This window comes from Pseudomonas sp. JDS08PS003 (genome assembly GCF_045013505.1).
Taxonomy (GTDB): domain Bacteria; phylum Pseudomonadota; class Gammaproteobacteria; order Pseudomonadales; family Pseudomonadaceae; genus Aquipseudomonas; species Aquipseudomonas protegens_B.
In genome coordinates, this window is record NZ_CP120724.1 from 784148 (window position 1) to 799941 (window position 15794).

Sequence of the window (15794 nt, forward strand, 5' to 3'; positions counted from 1 at the left end):
GTAAAAGACCTTGGACAAGCCTGTGGATAAGTCTGTGACTAAACTCTGGAAAGACTGCTCCGGGCAGCGTCGTTACTGGCCTCTGGCCTTATGCACTTTGACCGTTCGGTCATCTTTTTCGTCGCCACCTGCATGGACCGCCTCTGCGGGTCAAGCAAAAAACTTCCCATGATCCGCTGCAAGCCCTGTGTACAGCGGCTTTGCGAGATTTGCACTTGCCCCCAAAGACTGTGGACCGGCCTGTGGATAAGGTGCGGGCATGTGGCTGCAGGCCGTGCCGGCCATAGCTTTCAGGCATGTGAGCGTTTTTTGTACAGTGACGTCGGATATCCAGCGCTTCTGTTGCCGCCCAGAGCCGGGCCGGGCATGCTGCGAAACGCTTTTTTATCGTAACGGCGGCTCGCCACCCAGCTAGGAGAACACCATGACTTCCACACTGTTCATTACGGGCGCGACGTCCGGTTTTGGCGAAGCCTGCGCCCGGCGTTTTGCCGAGGCCGGCTGGTCGCTGGTGCTCACCGGCCGTCGCGAGGAACGCCTCAACGCGCTGTGCGCAGAGCTGTCCAAGCAGACCGAAGTGCACGGTTTGGTGCTCGATGTGCGGGACCGCAAGGCCATGGAAGCAGCCATCGCCAACCTGCCGCCGTCCTTCAGCAAGCTGCGCGGCCTGATCAACAATGCCGGCCTGGCCCTGGGCGTCGATCCGGCGCCCAAGTGCGACCTGGATGACTGGGACACCATGGTCGACACCAACATCAAGGGCTTGATGTACAGCACCCGTTTGCTGCTGCCGCGGCTGATCGCCCATGGCCGAGGCGCCGGGATCGTTAACCTGGGCTCCATTGCCGGCAACTACCCGTACCCGGGCAGTCACATCTATGGCGCGAGCAAGGCCTTCGTCAAACAGTTCTCCCTGAATCTGCGCTGCGACCTGCAGGGCACTGGCGTGCGGGTCACCAACATTGAGCCGGGCCTGTGCGAAAGCGAGTTCTCCCTGGTGCGTTTTGCCGGTGATCAGGCGCGCTACGACGCCACCTACGCCGGTGCCGAACCGATCCAGCCCCAGGACATTGCCGACACCATCTTCTGGGTCCTCAATACGCCCGCCCACGTCAACATCAACAGCCTGGAGCTGATGCCGGTGAGCCAGACCTGGGCCGGTTTCGCCATCGAGCGCAACGCCAAGTCCTGAAGCTGTCACCTGGAGCGACTACAGTTGGTTGTACTCGGAAACACATAAGCTGATTCGTTTCAGCTGAAGGTCAGCCCCGGCAAGGTAGAATTCCGACCCGAAATTTCGCTGCCGCCTCACTCGAGGCGGTGTTTTTGAAGTTCGATAGGAGGAATTGTGAGTAACCGAGGTGAGCAGGCTCTGCTCAAACAATCGACTGTACTGATGTTCGCCGTGGCGATCGCCGGTATCGTCACAGGTTTTGTTTCTGGCGCCCAATCCATTCTGTTCGATGGATTTTTTTCCCTGATCGCGACCTTCATCAAGGTCCTGATGCTGATCACTGCCAAGCTGATCGCCAAGGAAAGCAATCACCGTTTCCAGTTCGGCTTCTGGCACCTGGAACCCATGGTGCTGCTGATCGAAGGCAGCTTCCTGCTGCTGATCGCTATCTACGCCTTTCTTAACGGTGTGTTCGGCATCATCAATGGCGGCCGGGAGATCGAGCTGGGGATGGTGATCTTTTACGCCGGGTTCTTTGCGGTAACGGAGTTCGCCTACTTCTTCTATGTGCGCCGGCGTAACCGCAAGCTCAAGTCGTCGCTGATCCAGTTCGACAACATCAGCTGGCTGGTGGACGCGATGCTCTCGGTGGGGCTGCTGGTGAGCTTTATCATCGCCTTGCTGCTCAAGCAGTACGGTCATGGCCAGTGGGCGGTGTATGTCGACCCGGCGATCCTGATCCTGCTGGCCCTGAGCATGTTGCCGCCGGCGCTGAAGATCCTGCGTCCGGCCTTGCGTGATGTGCTGGGGATCGCCCCGGACCAGTTGGACGAAAAGGTCCGCAACGTGATGGAGCAGGCCAAGGCCGTCCATGGCTTTGACGACTACATCAGCTACGTGCAGAAGCACGGTCGGGCGCGGTTCATCGAGATCCATATCGTCTTGCCGGCGGACTATCCGCTGCAGGATGTGGCGACTCTGGACCGCTTGCGCGAGGAGATTTCCAGTGAGTTGGGAGAGGCCGACGCAGCGCGTTGGCTGACCATCAGCTTTACCGGGGATCGCAAGTGGATCGCTTGATGGGTGGTGCGCCCTTCGCCGGCCAGCCGGCTCCTACGCGGTGTTTTAGGAGCCTGCTTGCAGGCGAAGGGCTTCAGGCAAAATATTCCGCCAGCCCGCGATAACAGGTCGCCAGGTGATAAGGCGTGGTCGACGGCATATCCCGCCGGCTGACCGCGCCGCTGGCATCCAGGCATTCATTCCAGCCCCCGGCATGCAGAAAATGCGCGTGCAGCGCCTTTAGCTGACGCAGCAAGGGTGCCTGGCTGTCCGCACGCAAGGTGAGGGCGCGCAGGTACTCGGCCTGGGCCCAGATGCGTTGGGTGGCGTCCTTGACGGGGGCTTCCGGTTGCAGCTCAAGCATGGCGCACACCGCGCCGCTCTGCGGATCGACGCCAAGTTGCTCGGTAAAGGCAAAGGCACGGCTCAATGAAGCGTGCAGCGGGCTGCTGCGCAGCAAGGGCGAAGAATCGAGCAGGAAGTACCACTCGAACTGATGCCCTGGCTCGAACCAGTTATCCACAGCCCCCAGGGGTTTCTCCAGCATTACCCCGTGCTGCGGGTCGATGAACTGCTGCTGCATGGCCTGGCACAGCTCCAGCAGTGCGGCTTGTACCGCGGTGTCCTCGCGTACTGCCAGGATCGCGAGGAAGGCTTCGGCCAGGTGCATCAGTGGATTCTGCAGGGGGCCCGAACCCAATACGGACCAGTCCTCGGCCAGGCTGGCTTCGTAGAGGCCGTCGCCCCGGGTGAAGCGCTGGGCCACCACTTCCAGGGCGGCGTTGAGCACCGACTCCACCAGCGGCTCGCGGACTTTGGCCCAGTAATGAGCGCAGGCGAAGAGGATAAAGGCGTGGGTATAGAGGTCCTTGCGGCGATCCAGCGGCGCGCCTTCTGGGTCGATGCTGTAGAACCAGCCACCGTGCTCGGCGTCGTGGAAGTGCCGCTGCAGCGAGCGGAACAGTGCGGCGGCACGCTCCTCGGCAAAGGGGGCGGCGGCATCACCGATCAATTGGGAGAACAGATACAGCTGCCGGGCACAGGCCATGGCTCGGTAGCGCTGCGGCGGCAACGGCTGATGCTCGGCATCCAGCGCCTCATAGGGCAGCGCCAACTGCGGATTCCAGCCCGGGCCTTGCCACAGCGGCACTATCACCTTGTGGAAATGCTGCTGCATGGCGTTGAACAGAGCGCTCGATTCAGGCGAGGTGGCGGAGCGGGATACATCGGGCATTGGCTGGCGTCGTCACGGCAGGTTTGAGTGCGCGACATGTTACCAGAGAAGCCCCACAAGGCGGCTTGCCCGCCGAGCAGGACGTACTGATGGGCGCTGGCTTGCCAGCAAAGACGGCTGAAAGGTCACCTCAGCCTTGTAGGAGCTGGCTTGCCAGCGAAGGCGGCCGAAAGATCACCTCCGTCTTGTAGGAGCTGGCTTGCCAGCGAACGAGGCCCGCAAGACCGTCTTCGCCGGCAAGCCGGCTCCTACAGATGAAGCGGGGATCAGCCTGCCAGCAACCACACGCCCGTAGCGGCCGAGGCCGCGCCGGCCACGCGCACCAGCGGCGCCGCCGCCTGAGGCAGTACTCGCACCACGGCATAACCGGCGGCATGCAGGGCCGCAGTGGCCGCCACAAAGCCGGCGGCATAGGCCCAGGGGCTGGACATGTCCGGCAGTTCCAGGCCGTGGGCCACGCCATGGAACAGGGCAAACAGCGCAGTGGCGGCTAGCGCCAGGCTCAGCGGCGGACGCACTGCCAGGGCCACGGCCAGGCCCAGGGCCAGTACCGAGGCGGCAATCCCGCTTTCCAGGGCCGGCAGGTTCAGCCCTTCGAAGCCCAGCAGGCCGCCAATCAGCATGGTGCCGACAAAGGTGCAGGGCAGCGCCCAGCGCGCCGCACCTTGTTGCTGGGCGGCCCACAGGCCGACAGCGACCATGGCCAGCAAGTGGTCGAGGCCGCCGATGGGGTGACTGATGCCGGCCATCAGGCCGTTGTCGCCGTGGCCCGGGTGGGCGAAGGCCAGGGCCGGGGTCAGCAGCAGCGCCAGGGTGCCGAAGAGAGATTTCAGGGTCATGAGTGGCTTCCTTGTTGAGCTTTTTTCAGGTTCGGTTTCAGGCCGCAGTCAGCAGTCCCTGGCGTTCGATGAAGGCGATGATGTCTTCCAGGCCCTGGCCGGTCTTCTGGTTGCTGAAGACGAACGGCTTGCCGCCGCGCATGCGCTGGGTGTCGCTGTTCATCATCTCCAGAGAGGCGCCCACCAGCGGTGCCAGGTCGATCTTGTTGATCACCAGCAGGTCGGATTTACAGATGCCCGGGCCCCCCTTGCGCGGCAGCTTGTCGCCGGCGGAAACGTCGATCACATAGATCGTCAGGTCCGACAGCTCCGGGCTGAAGGTGGCTGAAAGGTTGTCGCCGCCGGACTCCACCAGGATCAGATCGAGCCCCGGGAAGCGCCGGTTCAACTGGTCCACCGCTTCCAGGTTGATCGAGGCGTCTTCGCGGATCGCAGTGTGCGGGCAGCCGCCGGTTTCCACGCCGATGATCCGCTCCGGCGCCAGGGCTTCATTGCGTACCAGGAAGTCGGCGTCTTCGCGGGTGTAGATGTCGTTGGTCACCACCGCCAGGTTGTAGCGTTCGCGCAGGGCCAGGCACAGGGCCAGGGTCAGGGCGGTTTTTCCGGAGCCCACCGGGCCGCCGATGCCGACGCGCAGAGGTTGTGCGTTCATGAGTTTCTCCTAGGAACGAAACAGGCGGCTGTACTGGCGCTCGTGGGCCATGCTCGCCAGGGACAGGCCGAAAGCGGCGCTGCCAAGGTGGTTGGGGTCAAGGTGGGTGGCGTGTCGCTGGGCTTCTTGCAGCAGCGGCAGCAGCTCGCTGGTCAGGCGCTGGGCCGCCTGCTGGCCCAGGGGCAGGGTTTTCATCAGCACCGCCAACTGGTTTTCCAGCCAGCTCCAGAGCCAGGCGGCCAGGGCATCTTCGGGGTTGATGTGCCAGGCGCGGGCGGCCAGGGCCCAGCCCAGGGCCAGGTGCGGTTCGTTCTGGTGCGCCAGCAGTTCCCGGGCGCCGCTGTCCAGCTCCGGCAGGCCTTCGAGCAATTGCTTGAGGGAATAGCCCATCTGCCGGCTTTCCTGGTACAGCTCGCGGGTTTCACGGCTGGCCCGGTGCTCTTCGCAGAGTTGCTGGAGCCTGGTCCAGTCCTGATCCGCGGCGGCCTGGCAGTGGGCGAGCAGCAGTGGAGCCTCGAAGCGCGCCAGGTTGAGCAGCAACTGATCACTGATCCAGCGCCTGGCACTGTCCGGGTCGTTCACCCGTTGTTGCTCCACTGCCATCTCCAGTCCCTGTGAATAGCTGTAGCCACCGATCGGCAACTGCGGGCTGGCCAGGCGCAGCAGGGCCCAGGCTGGGTTCATTGACGGACGCCGAACTGGTGCAGACGCGGCGGGTAGTTGAAGTCTTCATCGCCGTGGCGGGAATGATGGTGGCCGCCACCGTAGGCGCCGTGTTCGGGCTGGAACGGCGCCTCGATGGTTTCAGTGCTGGCGCCCAGTTGTTCGAGCATGGCCTTGAGCACGTAGTCATCGAGCAGGCGCAGCCAGCCATCGCCCACTTGCAGGGCGACGTGGCGGTTGCCCAGATGATAGGCGGCGCGGGTCAGTTCGAAGGCATTGCGGCAGGTGACATGGAGCAGGGTTTCCGGGCGGGCGCAGACCTTGACGATGCGTCCGTCCTCGGCCGCCAGGAACTCGCCGTCATGCAGGGGGGGCTGGCCGCGCTCCAGAAACAGGCCGACGTCTTCGCCTGTGGCACTGAAACAGCGCAGGCGGCTTTTGCTGCGAGCCTCATAGGTGAGGTGCAGCTCGGCGGACCAGGTGGCTTGGGGTTCGGTTCTGCGGTGGATCACCAGCATCGGAAAGCTTCCAGCTATGAGCGATGCACAAGCCAGAGCAAGGGCCTTGCCAATCGCCCGGAGGAGAGGAAAAACCCTTTGTCGACACCGGAGCTGCGCCTGAAAAAGGGGCAAAACCTTGTTTTATCTTGTTACAAAATGGCGCGCTGAGCTGATTTATAGCACTGAGTTGGTGCGCTGGAAATAATTTTGCTGCAATCCGGTGCCGGGCCGACGAGCAGGCGCAAACGCACCGCCCAGAGCGGGGCACGCTGATTGATAGGGGGAGAGGGGCAGGCAGTGTTACTCGGTGCTGCCCAGGCCTTGCCAGTGCTTCAGGCCAATGAAGATGAAGCGCAACTGCTGGGTGATCTTCGCCTGTGGCGTCAGGTGTTCAGGCAGGGCCTGGGCCGGGGGATCAATGATGTCCGGCAGGGTGGCGAACACGCTCTTGACGATCAGGTCGGCCATGACGCCCAGGTCGGCGGCGTTCAGGTGCTGCAACTTGGGCATCAGGGTCAGGTCGGCAGCCAGGTCCGAACTGATGTTCTCGCGCAGGGTGGCGATGGCCTGGCGCACCGGCAGCGAGCCGCCGTATTGCTCACGGGCGAGAAACAGAAATTGCGCGCGCTTGGCTTCTACGACATCGAGGAAGATGCGCACCGAGGCGTCGATGATGCCGCCCATGACGAATTCGTTGTGGCGTACCAGGCGGATGGTTTCGCGGAAGGTCTGGCCGACCTCGCTGACCAGTTCCAGGCCCAGTTGGTCCATGTCGCTGAAGTGCCTGTAGAAGCCGGTGGGGACAATGCCGGCGGCTTTGGCTACTTCCCGCAGGCTCAGGCTGCCGAAACCACGACCACACTCCATCAGATGTCGGGCGGCATCCATCAGGGCATTGCGGGTCTGTTGCTTCTGTTCGGCGCGGGGCAGCATCGGCGGGTGAATTCTTTGCTCAATGGGAGCGGCGCACTCTAGCAAATCAACTTTGCCGGAGTCGAACTGGAGTCAGGCGAAGGCGCGAGGTGCAGCGGGGAAAATGCAGCGGCTATAAAAGTCAAAGCCCGATCCGGGGATCGGGCTTTTTTCCAGGGCCAGCATGGCCTCAGCTCGCTGCTTGATGACGTTCAGCCAGACGATCAGCACCGCCTTCGGCAACGGTCTGACCTTGAGGAGTGCGGCTGTAGCCGTCTTCAACCAGGCCTTTCTCTTCCAGGCGATCACGGCCGCCTTCAGCTACGTTCTGACCTTGTGGGGTGCGGTCGTAGCCGTCTTCGGCAACGTTCTGACCTTGTGGAGTACGGTCGTAGCCATCTTCGGCAACGTTCTGGCCTTGTGGGGTGCGATCATAGCCATCTTCGGCAACGCTCTGACCCTGCGGAGTGCGGTCGTATCCGTCGGCAGCGACTTTGTTGCGTTCGATCAGACGGTCCGAACCGCCTTCAGCCAGGGTCTGGGTGAATACGCTGTGGCTGGCCTTGACCTGCGGAGTGGCCTGTTCGGCGGCGGGCAGGGCGTAAGCGTTGGCGGCCAGGATGGATAAGGTCAGGCTCAGTAAGAGGTGGCGTTTCATGATGAGGTGCTCCTTGGGAGGGCGATAAATTGGGTACGGAGCTAATGTTACCGCCGCTAAATCGATATAAAAGTTCATAAACACAATGGTAATAATCAACGGAATTGATTGTTTGGTCGCGACGCTCTAGCACGGGCGTTTGCGCCGTTGGCTTTTGCACTGGGGTGGGTATTTTCGACCCATTCATGCTTCACGAAAGGGCGGAGGGAGGTAACACAAAGCTGCCTGATTGATCAGGAATCCGGGTTTTTTCGCCCGAACGAGCTCCCCGATTAAACCTGCGGGGGCTTTGTCAGTCGTAGTTTTCATGGCCGGTGATTTTCCATCGGCATTTCATCGATGCGTCGTGGTTTGGCGCTCAGTTGTCTTCAGGAGCCTCGTGCAATGACGCGCACTCGTAAAATCCTCGCCTGGTCCGTCGCCAGCCTGATCCTGCTACTGGCCGTGCTGGTGCTGGTGATCGCGTTCTTCGACTGGAACCGCATCAAGCCGACCCTCAACGCCAAGGTGTCCGAGGAGTTGCATCGGCCCTTCGCGATCAATGGCGACTTGTCCGTGGCCTGGCAGCGCGAACCCGACGAGGGTGGCTGGCGGGCCTGGGTGCCCTGGCCTCACGTAGTGGCTCAGGACCTGACCCTGGGCAACCCGGAGTGGTCCAAGGCGCCGCAGATGGTCAGCCTCAAGCGGGTCGAGTTGCGCATCTCGCCCCTGGCCCTGTTGGCCCAGCGAGTCAGCATCCCGCGTATCGATCTCACCGAGCCCGATGCCGCGCTGCAGCGGCTGGCGGACGGTCGCGCCAACTGGACCTTCAAGTTCGACCCGAAGGACCCCGAGGCCGAGCCTTCCAACTGGACGGTGGACATCGGCGCCATCGGTTTCGACAAGGGCCATGTGACCCTGGACGACCAGAGCCTGAAAACCCAGCTTGATCTGCAGGTAGAGCTGCTCGGCAAACCCATTCCCTTCAGCGACATAGTCGGTGAGAGCGAAGCGAAGAAAATCAGTGAAAAAGGCGCCGAGGCCCAGGCCTATGCCTTCGCCCTCAAGGTCAAGGGCCAGTACCACGGGCAGAAGCTGGCCGGCACCGGCAAGATCGGCGGCTTGCTGGCCTTGCAGGACGGGCGCAAGCCGTTTCCATTGCAGGCCCAGGCGCAGATCGGCGACACCAAGGTGGAACTGCGCGGCAGCCTCACCGACCCGCTGAACCTCGGCGCCCTGGACCTGCGCCTTAAATTGGCGGGCACCAGCCTGGGTAATCTCTATCCGCTGACCGGGGTGACCCTGCCGGACTCGCCGCCCTACGCCACCGACGGCCACCTGACCGCCAAGCTCCACGACCCGGCGGGTGCGACCTTCACCTACCAGGACTTCAACGGCAAGATCGGCGACAGCGATATCCACGGCAACCTGACCTACGTGGCCAGCCAGCCGCGACCCAAGCTCAGCGGTGCATTGGTCTCCAACCAGTTGCTGATGAGCGACCTGGCGCCGCTGATTGGTGCCGACTCCAACGCCAAGCAGAAGGCCCGGGGTGGCGAGAGCAAGCAACCGGCGGACAAGGTGCTGCCGGTGGAGGAGTTCCGCACCGAGCGCTGGGGTGACATGGACGCCGATGTGGAGTTCACCGGCAAGCGCATTGTCCACAGCGCCGAGTTGCCGTTCACCGATCTCTACACGCACTTGGTGCTCAACGACGGCCAGCTCAGCCTGGAGCCCCTGCGCTTCGGCGTGGCCGGGGGCAAGCTGGACGCCCAGGTGCGCCTCAATGGTCACACCACGCCGCTGGAAGGCCGGGCCAGGCTGACGGCGCGCAACTTCAAGCTCAAGCAACTGTTCCCCACCTTCGAGCCGATGAAGACCAGCTTCGGCGAGCTCAACGGCGATGCCGACATCACCGGGCGCGGCAACTCGGTGGCAGCCTTGCTGGGCAGCGCCAACGGCGACCTGAAGATGTTGATCAATGATGGCGCCATCAGCCGCAGCCTGATGGAAATCGCCGGGCTCAATGTCGGCAACTATGTGATTGGCAAGATGTTTGGCGACAAGGAAGTGAAGATCAATTGCGCCGCTGCCGACTTTGGCATCAAGAGCGGTCTGGCTACATCACGGCTGTTCGTCTTCGACACGGAGAACGCCATCATCTACATCGATGGCACCGCCAATATGGCCTCCGAGCAACTGGACCTGACCATCACGCCGGAGTCCAAGGGCTTGCGTCTGTTCTCCCTGCGTTCACCGCTTTATGTGCAGGGCAAGTTCATCAAGCCCAGTGCCGGGGTCAAGGCGGTACCGCTGGTGCTGCGCGGTGCCGGGATGGTGGCGCTGGGGCTGATCGCCGGGCCGGCGGCGGGCTTGCTGGCGCTGGTGGCGCCCAGCGGTGACGAGCCCAATCAGTGCGCGCCGCTGCTGCAGCAGATGCGCTCGGGCAAGGCACCGGTGACGGTCAAACCGAGCAAGTAAGAGGGGCAGGGGCTTCGCCGGCGAGCCCGCTCCTGCGCTAGGCAGGGGCGGGCTTGGAAGAGCGCGTTACAGGTCGTTGAGGCTGTCCGCCATGTCGTCGGCGTGTTCCTCTTCCTGGGCCAGGATCTCTTCGAACAGACGGCGAGTGGTGGGGTCCTTGTCGCCGATGTACTGGATGATCTCGCGGTAGCTGTCGATGGCGATTCGTTCGGCCACCAGGTCCTCGTAGACCATTTCCCTCAGAGTATTGCCGGCCACGTACTGGGCGTGAGAGTGCTTGGACAGCAGGTCCGGGTTGAACTCCGGCTCGCCGCCGAGCTGGACGATCCGCTCCGCCAGCTTGTCGGCGTGTTCGGCTTCCTGGGTGGCGTGTTCGAGGAACTCGTCGGCTGCCACGCTGGCCTTGAGGCCGCTGGCCATGAAGTAGTGGCGCTTGTAGCGCAAGACACACACCAGCTCGGTGGCCAACGATTCGTTGAGCAGCCGCAGCACCTCCTCGCGATCGGCGTTGTAGCCCTCGGTCACGGCACCGTTTTCCACGTGTTGGCGGGCCCGTTCGCGCAGGGTGTTCACATCAGATAAGTGCTTGTCGCTCATGTCGATCTCCTGGAGGCTAATCCGTTTTGCGTCAGGCTCTGTCGACCTGATCACTACCTGAGTTGTGAGTCCCGGGCGCAGCAAAAAGTTTTATCGGATGTGCCCGATGGTCTGCGCCGGGGTCAGCTGCGGACCAGGGGTGGATGCCCGGCCAGCAGCGCTTCCTGTTGCAGCCACTGGAGGAAGGCCCGCACCGGTGGATGCCGCTCCCGTCCCGGCACGCACAGGGCGCTGTAGCCCGCGCCATCCACCTGGACCTCCGGCCGATAGGCCTGCAGCAGGCCGTTGGCCACGCTCTGGGACACCAGAATGTTGCTCGCCAGCACCAGGCCCTGGCCGGCAATGGCGGCTTGCAGGGCGTACTGTTCCTCGTCGTAGGAACGGATCTGCGGCTGAGCGTCGAGCCAGTTTTCCCCGGCCTGGGCACACCAGGCCTGCCAGCCATCGGCATACAACCTGGAATTGCGCCAATGCACGCTGATCAGGGACGGTGGCTGCTGCCGGGCCAGGGCCACCTGCTGCGGCGCGCCATAGACCGCAAAGCGCTCGTCGAACAGACACAGGCCATGGAGATTCAGGTAGCCGTCCTGGCTGTAGCGGATCGCGACATCAATGCTGGCGTCCTGTTGCAGGTCCACCACCTCGCACTGAGTGTCCAGGCGCAGGTTGATGCCAGGGTGCCGAGCGTAGAAGCGCCCCAGGCGCGGCACCAGCCACAGGGCGGCGAAGGCCGCAGTGGTGGACACGGTCAACTGCGCGGCGCTGGGACTGGGGCGCAGGGTATCGACGCTCTGGGCCACATCCAGCAGAGCGCCATGCAGGCTGTGGAACAGTCGGCGGCCGGACTCCGTCAGGCGTACCTGACGGGGCAGGCGTTCGAACAGTGGCACCCCCAACCAGTGTTCCAGGCTGCGGATCTGGTGGGACACCGCCGTGGGGGTTACCGACAGATCCTCGGCAGCGGCCTTGAAGCTCAGCAGCCGCGCGGCGGACTCGAAGGTGCGCAGTGCGGTAAGGGGCAGGTGGGCGAACATGATGGGCTCCATGGATGAATGCAGTTCATCCAAGTGAATGTTTAGTCATTTGTTGGTGAGTCGCGGTGGCTCTAGCTTTAACGCGGAATAGGGCCGACTTCAAGGCCGTTTCAGCCAATCCGTACACGAGAAATCAGATGAGCACAATTCTTGCGATTCACGGCAGCCCACGAGGCGAGCGCTCCCACAGTCGGCGTCTGGCCGATGACTTTCTACATGCCTGGCAACAGGCCAATCCCGAGGCAATCCTGACCCGGCGCGAAGTTGGGCGGGGCTCCTTGCCCCATGTCAGCGAAGCCTTTATCGCGGCGGCGTTTTATCCACAACCCGAGGCTCGACCGCTATCGATGCAGGCCGATCTGGCCTTGAGTGACGAGCTGGTAAGCGAGTTGCTCGGCCATCAGCGCCTGGTGATCTCGGCGCCGATGCACAACTTCAGCGTGCCCAGCGGGATCAAGGCCTGGGTCGATCACATCGTGCGTCTGGGGCTGACCTTCAACACCCTGCAGGACAACGGCGTGGCCCAGTATCAGCCCTTGGTGCAGGGCAAGAAGGTGTTGATCGTCACCAGTCGTGGCGGTGGCGGCTTTGGTCCGGGGGGCGAGCATGAGGCGATGAACCATGCGGACCGCTGGTTGCGCACGGCGCTGGGTTTTATCGGTATCGAGGACATTACCGTGGTCGCGGCGGAAGGCGAGGAGTCGGCGCCCGAGCGTTTCGCGGGGTCCTGCGGCGAAGCTCAGCAGCGCCTGCTGGCGCTGGCGCAGGGTTTCTGAGGCGGCGCCATGGCCTGGATGCTCCTGCTGCCGGCGGCGGCCTGCGAGGGCAGGTTCGCCATGGGCTGTCATCGGTTTGTCGCCAAAGCGTCACGGGGGCTGACGACGGCCTTGGTTATGGTCTAGCTTTCAGCCAGCCCCGCTGCCTTCGCACAAGGATGTCCCCCGCATGTCCCAAGAGCTTGCCACGCGTTACCCCCTGGTACTGGTGCCCGGCATGCTCGGCTTTGTCCGCCTGCTGTTGTATCCCTACTGGTACGGCATCATTCCAGCCTTGCGCCAGGGTGGGGCCCAGGTGTTTGCGATACAGGTGTCGCCGCTCAACTCCAGCGAGGTGCGCGGCGAACAGCTGCTGGCCCAGGTCCAACGGATCATGGCTCAGACCGGTGCCGCCCGGGTCAACCTGATCGGCCACAGCCAGGGCGCGCTCACCGCCCGTTATGCGGCGGCCAAACGCCCGGACTGGGTCGCCTCCGTGACTTCGGTGGCAGGCCCTAACCACGGTTCCGAATTGGCGGATTACCTGGCACGGCATTCCCCGGCACACAGCCTCAAGGGACGTGTCCTGAGCTGGCTGTTGCGGGGCATCTCGGCCTTGATGACGCTGCTGGAAACCGGTTATCGCGGGCCGAAACTGCCAGTGGATATCCACGCCTCGCATCAGTCCCTGACCACCGAGGGCGTGGCCCTGTTCAACCGCCAATACCCTCAAGGGTTACCGTCCACCTGGGGTGGCCAGGGCGCGGAAGAGGTTGGTGGCGTGCGTTACTACTCCTGGTCCGGCATTTTGCAGCCGGGCAAGACCAATCGTGGACGCAACCTGTTCGACGGCACCAACCGCAGTTGCCGCCTGTTCGCCCGCACCTTCGTCCGCGAAGCCGGCCAGTGCGACGGCATGGTCGGGCGTTACAGCTCGCACCTGGGGCAGGTCATCGGCGACGACTACCCTCTGGACCACTTCGATATCGTCAATCAATCCCTGGGGCTGGTGGGCAAGGGAGCCGAACCGATCCGTCTGTTCGTCGAACATGCCCGACGCCTCAAGGCCGCCAACCTTTGACCCTCATTGTTGCCCTGTAGCCGCCGGCTTGCCGGCGACCGGCCCCAGCACCGTGGTCCAGCGCTCCGAAAGAACCACCCCGCCCAAGGTCAACAACCCCCCCACCAGATGGAACCAGGCCAGCTGCTCATGCAGCACCACCGCTGCAATCAGCGCCGTGATCAACGGCAGCAGATTGAAAAACAGCGTGGTCCGGCTTGGTCCCAGGCGCACCACCGCCTGCATCCAGGCCAGGGGCGCCAGCATCGAAGCCAGCAGGCAGGCATAGAGCACCAGCGGAATGTTCTGCAGGGTCGGGCCGACCTTCGGCGAAGCCAGGAACAACGGCAGCAGCACCAGCACGGCCACCAGCACCTGCAGGTACAGCAGCACCAGCGGCGGCAGGCGCAGTTGCCACTTTTTCAGCAAGGTGCTGTAGATCGCATAGGCCAGGGTGGCAATCAGCATCATCGCGTCACCCAGGTTGACCCCGTGCTGCAGCAGCGCGGTGAGGCTGCCGGAAGACACCACCACCAGCACCCCGGCAAAGGACAGCACGGCGCCTACCAGAGCTCCGGCGGTCAGGCGCTGGCCCAGGGCGGCAATGGCCATGGCCAGGGACATCAGCGGCATCAGCGAGAGGATGATGCCCATGTTGGTGGCCGAGGTCAGGCTGGCGGCGAAGTAGGCCAGACTCTGGTACACCGCCATGCCCAGCACACCGAGAATGGCGATGCGCCAGAGGTTGGGGCGGATCTCGGGCCAGTGCTTGATCACCGGCTTGAGCATGAACGGGGTGAACAGCAGGCCCGCCAGCAGCCAGCGGTAGAAACCGATCTCGGCAGGGAAGATCGCGCCCACGGCGAGTTTGTTGATCACGGTATTGCCGGCCCAGATAAAGATGGCCAGCAGTGGATAAGCGTATTGCATGGAAACAACCAGAAAGTTGATGAGGGCTGATTATCCTCCTGTCCGGATCAATGCCTATACTGCGAACCGGACAACCAGCCCCGACATCCGGACAGCATGAGCAAAAAACACATCGACCTCCTGGATTTTCACGGCCTCCCTGCGCCGGTGTACTTCCGCTACGCCGACTTTGCCGCCCACAGCCATGCCCTGGAGCACCGGCATCCCTGGGGCTGTCTGGAGTATTCGGCCCACGGCGTGATGCACATGGACATTGCCGGCCAGCGCTTCATGTCGCCGCCGCAGTACGCGGTCTGGGTGCCGCCGCAGACCGCCCACAGCTTCTATACCTCGCAACCGATCAACTACCGGGCGGTGCTGCTGGCGCCGGAACTGTGCACGGATCTGCCGGAGCAGGGCAGCACCCTGGCCATCAGCGAGATTCTCAAGGCGATCCTCAAGGACTTCGCTGCCCGGGATGTGCAGATCCCGGAGGGCGAGGCCGACCAACGTCTGGCCCAGGTGGCGCTGGACCAACTGCGCCAGGCTCCGGTGCATAACTGTTACCTGCCCTATGCCCGCAACCCCGAGCTGTTGCGGGTGCTCCAGGCCCTGCAGGCCGAGCCGGGCAACCACCAGCCCCTGGCCCACTGGGCGCAGCAGGCCCATGTCAGCGAACGGACCCTGGCCCGGCAGTTCGTGCGTGAGCTGGGCATGAGCTTCGGTGAATGGCGCCAGCGTCAGCGCTTCCTCGCGGCCATCGAGGCCCTGGAAAGCCCCCGCAGCGTCCAGGAAATCGCCTTCGACATGGGTTACAGCACCGCCTCGGCGTTTATCGCGATGTTCCAGCGCCAGGCCGGCTGCACCCCCGAGCAGTACCGCCGGGCCAGCCTGCAGAACAGGTGAAGGTGTAACAGGCTTTGTCTACACTGCGCAGGAGGCCGTGCCCGTCGGTACGGTGACCAGGAGAAAACTCCATGAAGATGTTGCGTATCCCTTTGTTGATGGTGGGCCTGCTGCTCTGCTCCCAAGGTTTTGCCGCCACTGCCCAGCAAAACAAGATGACCACCTGTAACGCCGAGGCCACCGCCAAGACCCTCAAGGGCGACGAGCGCAAGGCCTTCATGAGCACCTGCCTCAAGGCGGCTCCGGCGGCTGCAGCGACACCTTCCACCCCCCAGGAAAGAATGAAATCGTGCAACGCCACGGCCACCACCCAGGCCCTCAAGGGCGATGCGCGCAAGGCGTTCATGAGTGATTGCCTGAAGAAAAAGTGAGCCTGAATCGA

General features: G+C 63.3%; 17 protein-coding genes. 7 read left to right on the forward strand and 10 right to left on the reverse strand.

Annotation, left to right across the window (positions count from 1 at the left end; translation table 11 throughout):
• Positions 1 to 424 precede the first annotated feature (424 nt).
• Positions 425 to 1192: an SDR family oxidoreductase gene (locus P7C00_RS03520; RefSeq protein ID WP_404938135.1), complete on the forward strand. Its 768-nt coding sequence runs from the start codon at positions 425 to 427 to the stop codon at positions 1190 to 1192.
• Between the two features lie 156 nt (positions 1193 to 1348).
• Positions 1349 to 2254, forward strand: coding sequence for a cation diffusion facilitator family transporter (locus P7C00_RS03525; protein WP_346634580.1), 906 nt, complete (start codon positions 1349 to 1351; stop codon positions 2252 to 2254).
• A gap of 73 nt (positions 2255 to 2327) precedes the next feature.
• Here P7C00_RS03525 and P7C00_RS03530 read toward each other — a convergent pair whose 3' ends face one another.
• The 7 genes from P7C00_RS03530 to P7C00_RS03560 form a co-directional block, all read right to left on the reverse strand.
• Entirely contained in the window at positions 2328 to 3467 is a 1140-nt protein-coding gene (locus tag P7C00_RS03530; RefSeq protein ID WP_346634581.1) for an AGE family epimerase/isomerase, read from the reverse strand.
• Between the two features lie 266 nt (positions 3468 to 3733).
• Entirely contained in the window at positions 3734 to 4306 is a 573-nt protein-coding gene (locus P7C00_RS03535) for a HupE/UreJ family protein (RefSeq protein ID WP_346634582.1), read from the reverse strand.
• A 37-nt stretch (positions 4307 to 4343) separates the two neighbouring features.
• On the reverse strand, positions 4344 to 4958 hold the full coding sequence (ureG, locus tag P7C00_RS03540; RefSeq protein WP_047301379.1) for an urease accessory protein UreG: 615 nt from the start codon (positions 4956 to 4958) through the stop codon (positions 4344 to 4346).
• 9 nt (positions 4959 to 4967) lie between these two features.
• Positions 4968 to 5642 (reverse strand): urease accessory protein UreF, encoded by a 675-nt coding sequence (locus P7C00_RS03545; protein WP_404938136.1) that lies wholly within the window; start codon positions 5640 to 5642, stop codon positions 4968 to 4970.
• On the reverse strand, positions 5639 to 6139 hold the full coding sequence (gene ureE, locus P7C00_RS03550) for an urease accessory protein UreE (RefSeq protein ID WP_102881992.1): 501 nt from the start codon (positions 6137 to 6139) through the stop codon (positions 5639 to 5641). Before ureE ends, P7C00_RS03545 begins: the two co-directional genes overlap by 4 nt.
• Positions 6140 to 6421: 282 nt before the next feature.
• Positions 6422 to 7054, reverse strand: coding sequence for a TetR family transcriptional regulator (locus tag P7C00_RS03555; RefSeq protein WP_123723426.1), 633 nt, complete (start codon positions 7052 to 7054; stop codon positions 6422 to 6424).
• Positions 7055 to 7223: 169 nt separating this feature from the next.
• Positions 7224 to 7691, reverse strand: coding sequence for a hypothetical protein (locus P7C00_RS03560; protein ID WP_404938137.1), 468 nt, complete (start codon positions 7689 to 7691; stop codon positions 7224 to 7226).
• Positions 7692 to 8075: 384 nt separating this feature from the next.
• Here P7C00_RS03560 and P7C00_RS03565 point away from each other — a divergent pair, with 384 nt between their 5' ends.
• Complete coding sequence (locus tag P7C00_RS03565) at positions 8076 to 10151, forward strand: AsmA family protein (protein ID WP_346634586.1); 2076 nt, start codon at positions 8076 to 8078, stop codon at positions 10149 to 10151.
• Positions 10152 to 10217: 66 nt separating this feature from the next.
• Here the strand turns inward: P7C00_RS03565 and P7C00_RS03570 are convergent, their stop codons facing one another.
• The gene (locus P7C00_RS03570; RefSeq protein WP_404938138.1) at positions 10218 to 10748 is read right to left on the reverse strand and encodes a bacterioferritin; all 531 of its coding nucleotides are present in this window, start codon (positions 10746 to 10748) and stop codon (positions 10218 to 10220) included.
• A 122-nt stretch (positions 10749 to 10870) separates the two neighbouring features.
• Positions 10871 to 11794 carry a LysR substrate-binding domain-containing protein gene (locus tag P7C00_RS03575; protein WP_346634588.1) on the reverse strand — a complete coding sequence of 308 codons (924 nt, stop codon included), beginning with the start codon at positions 11792 to 11794 and terminating at the stop codon, positions 10871 to 10873.
• Between the two features lie 125 nt (positions 11795 to 11919).
• Between P7C00_RS03575 and P7C00_RS03580 the strand changes: the two genes are divergently transcribed.
• Positions 11920 to 12558 carry an NAD(P)H-dependent oxidoreductase gene (locus P7C00_RS03580; RefSeq protein WP_346634589.1) on the forward strand — a complete coding sequence of 213 codons (639 nt, stop codon included), beginning with the start codon at positions 11920 to 11922 and terminating at the stop codon, positions 12556 to 12558.
• A 169-nt stretch (positions 12559 to 12727) separates the two neighbouring features.
• Positions 12728 to 13618: a triacylglycerol lipase gene (locus P7C00_RS03585; RefSeq protein WP_346634590.1), complete on the forward strand. Its 891-nt coding sequence runs from the start codon at positions 12728 to 12730 to the stop codon at positions 13616 to 13618.
• Positions 13619 to 13621: 3 nt separating this feature from the next.
• Here P7C00_RS03585 and P7C00_RS03590 read toward each other — a convergent pair whose 3' ends face one another.
• On the reverse strand, positions 13622 to 14527 hold the full coding sequence (locus P7C00_RS03590) for a DMT family transporter (RefSeq protein WP_404938139.1): 906 nt from the start codon (positions 14525 to 14527) through the stop codon (positions 13622 to 13624).
• Between the two features lie 96 nt (positions 14528 to 14623).
• Here P7C00_RS03590 and P7C00_RS03595 point away from each other — a divergent pair, with 96 nt between their 5' ends.
• Together P7C00_RS03595 and P7C00_RS03600 are read left to right on the forward strand one after the other, a co-directional pair.
• Positions 14624 to 15412, forward strand: a complete 789-nt coding sequence (locus P7C00_RS03595) for an AraC family transcriptional regulator (protein ID WP_404938140.1) — start codon at positions 14624 to 14626, stop codon at positions 15410 to 15412.
• A 71-nt stretch (positions 15413 to 15483) separates the two neighbouring features.
• Positions 15484 to 15783 (forward strand): PsiF family protein, encoded by a 300-nt coding sequence (locus tag P7C00_RS03600; RefSeq protein ID WP_025130517.1) that lies wholly within the window; start codon positions 15484 to 15486, stop codon positions 15781 to 15783.
• The last annotated feature ends 11 nt before the right edge of the window (positions 15784 to 15794 follow it).

Coding starts and splice junctions, on each gene's coding strand:
- P7C00_RS03520 (WP_404938135.1), top strand. CDS start 425: ATGACTTCCACACTGTTCATTACGGGCGCGACGTCCGGTTTTGGCGAA.
- P7C00_RS03530 (WP_346634581.1), bottom strand. CDS start 3,467: ATGCCCGATGTATCCCGCTCCGCCACCTCGCCTGAATCGAGCGCTCTG.
- P7C00_RS03535 (WP_346634582.1), bottom strand. CDS start 4,306: ATGACCCTGAAATCTCTCTTCGGCACCCTGGCGCTGCTGCTGACCCCG.
- ureG (WP_047301379.1), bottom strand. CDS start 4,958: ATGAACGCACAACCTCTGCGCGTCGGCATCGGCGGCCCGGTGGGCTCC.
- P7C00_RS03545 (WP_404938136.1), bottom strand. CDS start 5,642: ATGAACCCAGCCTGGGCCCTGCTGCGCCTGGCCAGCCCGCAGTTGCCG.
- ureE (WP_102881992.1), bottom strand. CDS start 6,139: ATGCTGGTGATCCACCGCAGAACCGAACCCCAAGCCACCTGGTCCGCC.
- P7C00_RS03555 (WP_123723426.1), bottom strand. CDS start 7,054: ATGCTGCCCCGCGCCGAACAGAAGCAACAGACCCGCAATGCCCTGATG.
- P7C00_RS03560 (WP_404938137.1), bottom strand. CDS start 7,691: ATGAAACGCCACCTCTTACTGAGCCTGACCTTATCCATCCTGGCCGCC.
- P7C00_RS03565 (WP_346634586.1), top strand. CDS start 8,076: ATGACGCGCACTCGTAAAATCCTCGCCTGGTCCGTCGCCAGCCTGATC.
- P7C00_RS03570 (WP_404938138.1), bottom strand. CDS start 10,748: ATGAGCGACAAGCACTTATCTGATGTGAACACCCTGCGCGAACGGGCC.
- P7C00_RS03575 (WP_346634588.1), bottom strand. CDS start 11,794: ATGGAGCCCATCATGTTCGCCCACCTGCCCCTTACCGCACTGCGCACC.
- P7C00_RS03580 (WP_346634589.1), top strand. CDS start 11,920: ATGAGCACAATTCTTGCGATTCACGGCAGCCCACGAGGCGAGCGCTCC.
- P7C00_RS03585 (WP_346634590.1), top strand. CDS start 12,728: ATGTCCCAAGAGCTTGCCACGCGTTACCCCCTGGTACTGGTGCCCGGC.
- P7C00_RS03590 (WP_404938139.1), bottom strand. CDS start 14,527: ATGCAATACGCTTATCCACTGCTGGCCATCTTTATCTGGGCCGGCAAT.
- P7C00_RS03595 (WP_404938140.1), top strand. CDS start 14,624: ATGAGCAAAAAACACATCGACCTCCTGGATTTTCACGGCCTCCCTGCG.
- P7C00_RS03600 (WP_025130517.1), top strand. CDS start 15,484: ATGAAGATGTTGCGTATCCCTTTGTTGATGGTGGGCCTGCTGCTCTGC.